Annotated in this window: 5 protein-coding genes; 3 read left to right on the top strand and 2 right to left on the bottom strand. The window is 64.8% G+C overall.

The features are described 5' to 3' along the window. The coding region (locus tag B4F19_RS15345; protein WP_292736106.1) for an amidohydrolase family protein at positions 1-234 on the top strand (234 nt) is incomplete at its 5' end. A gap of 22 nt (positions 235-256) precedes the next feature. Here B4F19_RS15345 and B4F19_RS15340 read toward each other — a convergent pair. Then, complete coding sequence (locus B4F19_RS15340) at positions 257-838, bottom strand: ABC transporter permease (protein WP_005052801.1); 582 nt, start codon at positions 836-838, stop codon at positions 257-259. A gap of 169 nt (positions 839-1,007) precedes the next feature. On the opposite strand from B4F19_RS15340, the gene B4F19_RS15335 reads away from it, so the two are divergent. Both B4F19_RS15335 and B4F19_RS15330 read left to right on the top strand, forming a co-directional pair. Then, a protein-coding gene (locus tag B4F19_RS15335; protein ID WP_241186004.1) for an IS5 family transposase occupies positions 1,008-1,851 on the top strand; the annotation gives its coding sequence in 2 pieces (ribosomal slippage) (positions 1,008-1,313 and positions 1,315-1,851; 843 coding nt in all). Between the two features lie 58 nt (positions 1,852-1,909). After that, positions 1,910-2,563, top strand: a complete 654-nt coding sequence (locus B4F19_RS15330; RefSeq protein ID WP_005055300.1) for a GNAT family N-acetyltransferase — start codon at positions 1,910-1,912, stop codon at positions 2,561-2,563. A 271-nt stretch (positions 2,564-2,834) separates the two neighbouring features. Here the strand turns inward: B4F19_RS15330 and B4F19_RS15325 are convergent. Beyond that, positions 2,835-3,015 (bottom strand): hypothetical protein (locus B4F19_RS15325; protein ID WP_292736099.1); only part of this gene is annotated, 181 nt, incomplete at its 5' end.

Below are 3,015 nucleotides of genomic sequence, written 5' to 3'. Positions count from 1 at the left end.
TACGGCGAGAGCATGCACGACGAACTCGCTCTGCTCGTGGACGCCGGCCTGTCAACAGCCGAAGCGCTGCGCGCTGCCACCTCGACGGCCGCGCACGCGTTCTCACTCGACGATCGGGGGGCGATCACCCCCGGATTGCGAGCCGACCTCGTGCTGGTGGACGGCGATCCGCTCACCGACATCGCTGCCGCGCGTCGCGTTCTGCGTGTGTGGTGCGGCGGCATCGAGGTGTGAGGGCGTCCTCTCGACCGCGGTGTCACTCCACGGCGGTGTTCGCGCCGTGGTGCCACGCGAGCACCCGGTTCTCGACGACGATGAGCAGCAGGTTGAACACGTACCCGAAGATCCCGATGAGCACGATGCCCGACCACATGTCCGTGATCGCGAACGACCTCTGCGACTGAAGAACGAAGACGCCGATCCCGTTGCCTCCCGCCATCATCTCGCTCACGACGACCATGATGAGCGCGAGCGAAAGACTCGTGCGCATTCCGGCAAAGATCTGCGGAGCTGCCGCGGGAAGTGCGACCTGCAACTCGTAGCGGAACCAGTGGATGCCGTACACCCGGGCGGTCTCGCGCAGTCCGGGGTCCATTCCTCTGATTGCAGCTTCGGTATTGAGGAGCACGGGCCAGAGGCAGATGAAGGTGATCAGAATCACCTTCGCGGTGTCGTCGAGGCCCAGCACGATGATGACGAGGGGAATCAACGCGACCGCAGGGATCGCGCGCAGGAACTCGAGCACGGGTGCGAACATCGCCTGGAGGCGGTGCGCCTGACCGAGAACGAACCCCACGACCACGCCGATGACCACAGCGCCGATGAACCCGATCATCATCCTGGAAAGACTCGGCAAGACGTCGCTCGCCATCCGCGCGAAGAGCCAGTTCTCCTGGAAAGCGACTAGGGCGTGTCTCCCAAAGGTTTGGGCTGGTCGCTGGAACGCTCGGTGTGTGTCTCGAACGGAGTTGCTGACTGATGCGCAGTGGGAGCTGATTGCTCCGTTGATGCCGTCCTCGCAGGGGCGTCGTGGTCGGCCGTTCGCCGATCATCGCACCGTGGTGGAGGGCATCATCTATCGCTACCGGACCGGGATCGCGTGGCGGGACTTACCCGGGTGCTTCGGGCCGTGGCAGACGGTGTGGAAGCGGCACCGCCGCTTCAGCGGTGATGGGACGTGGGACAAGATCCACAGCGTCCTGCTGGCCCATGCCGACGCCGCCGGGCTGATCGACTGGGAAGTCTCGGTGGACTCCACGATCAACCGCGCCCATCAGCACGCCACCAACCTGCCCCGGGACACAGGGGGACCTGACGAATTACACGAATCTGCGCATCGAGCCGCCTGATCACGCCATCGGCCGCTCCCGCGGCGGCCTGTCGACGAAGATCCACCACCTGTGCGACGGGAACATGCGGCCGCTGGTGATGCTGCTCGGGCCCGGGCAGGGCGGGGACTCCCCGATGTTCGAGCACGTGATGAACGCCCTGCGGGTACCGCGCCTGGGTGGGGGCCGGCCACGCACCAGGCCCGACCGGGCGCTGGGTGACAAGGCTTACTCTTCCCGGGCCAACCGCAAGCTGTTGCGCCGGCGCGGCATCCAGGCCGTCATCCCCGAACGCGATGATCAGATCGCCAACCGCAAGCGCCGCGGCGCCAAGGGTGGTCGCCCGGTCACCTACGACACCGAGGCCTACAAGCGCCGCAACGTCGTCGAGCGCGGATTCAACATCTTCAAGCAATGGCGCGCCTTGGCCACCCGCTACGACAAACTCGCCCTGACCTATCGCGGCGGCGTCGTCCTACGCGCCATCACCATCTGGCTCAAGGCTTTAAGAGACACGCCCTAGCGCCCGGGTATTGTCGGCACGATGCCGTTGCCGCGTATCCGTTGTTGAAGGGGTGAGTATGTCTGCTGTTGTTGCGCGACTTGACGTGGACCTCACGGATATTGAGTGCATTGTGAAGGTCACGCGGCCACTGGTCGGAGTACCGGACTCCGTGAACTGGACGGAGTTGCCGTCGGGCGTCGCGAAGATCTCCGCTGACGCGACGTTGTACATCTTCGATGACGACGACGAGGGGGAGCCGGAGCGTCGTGTCATCGCGCGCGCTACTGCGTACACCGTCGACCTCGACCGGGTGGGTGACGTCGTTGACGTGTTCGATCAAGTAGGCGGCGAAGCATTCGAGATCACCGAGTCGATTCTCGGTGATGAGAACGTCTTCGAGTGGCTCGACTCCCGCGATCCGCTGGTTGGCGAGCAGGTGTCGCAGCTCGTGATCGTCGAGGGCGTCTTTGTGGAGCCACCGTACCGGGGTCAGCGCCTTGGTCCACGTCTGCTCACGACGCTGGTGGAGACGGTGACCGGCACGGGGAGGGAGACTCTCATCGTTCTCCGCGCGCAACCGGTGCCGTGGGAGCACCTGTCCGAGATCGAGTTTCGGCGCTCCCGAAAGAAGGTCGCTGCGTCGTACGAAAGCGTCGGGTTTGCGCACTTCCGGGACAACATCTATTGGCGTCACAACGCGTTCGTCGGGACCGAGAACCTCGAGGCGTGAGTCACGCCCCCGGGTATTTGGGAACCTTCAGGTCGACCTCCCCGGCCAGGTGGCGAGCGTCGTCGGGCGGGTCCAGTTGCGGCGGGCGGTGCGCTCCGTGGTGAGATCGTGCGGAGCGGCAACGATCCACACGGTCGCTTCCCGCGTCGATCAGATCCGACGAGCCCTCACTGACTATCACCACGATGGCTCACCAACGTCTACGACGAAGACAACCCGGCCGGATCCTCCACCACACCAGGGGACAGGACCATCAATCAAGAAGGGTTTCTCATGCAGTCAGCGCCTCGAGGATGAGACCGCGCACGTGATCAAAGTCGAGGTCGGCCGGAAGCTGGAGCCACGCGTTCTTCTGACCCTTGTAGTGTGTCCCGACGCCGGCGTCAACGAGAGCCGCCGTGCGCATTGGGTCAAGCTTCACCACCACCTGCCCGCCGCTGGTCATGGCGCGC

Origin of the sequence: Microbacterium sp. UBA1097 (assembly GCF_002313585.1) — a bacterium.
In the GTDB taxonomy this organism is placed as follows: domain Bacteria; phylum Actinomycetota; class Actinomycetes; order Actinomycetales; family Microbacteriaceae; genus Microbacterium.
This window is presented reverse-complemented; position numbering and strand designations above follow the sequence as displayed.

What these genes read in the sequence shown, in the direction of transcription:
- B4F19_RS15340 (WP_005052801.1), bottom strand. Translation starts at nt 838, where the DNA reads ATGATGATCGGGTTCATCGGCGCTGTGGTCATCGGCGTGGTCGTGGGG.
- B4F19_RS15330 (WP_005055300.1), top strand. Translation starts at nt 1,910, where the DNA reads ATGTCTGCTGTTGTTGCGCGACTTGACGTGGACCTCACGGATATTGAG.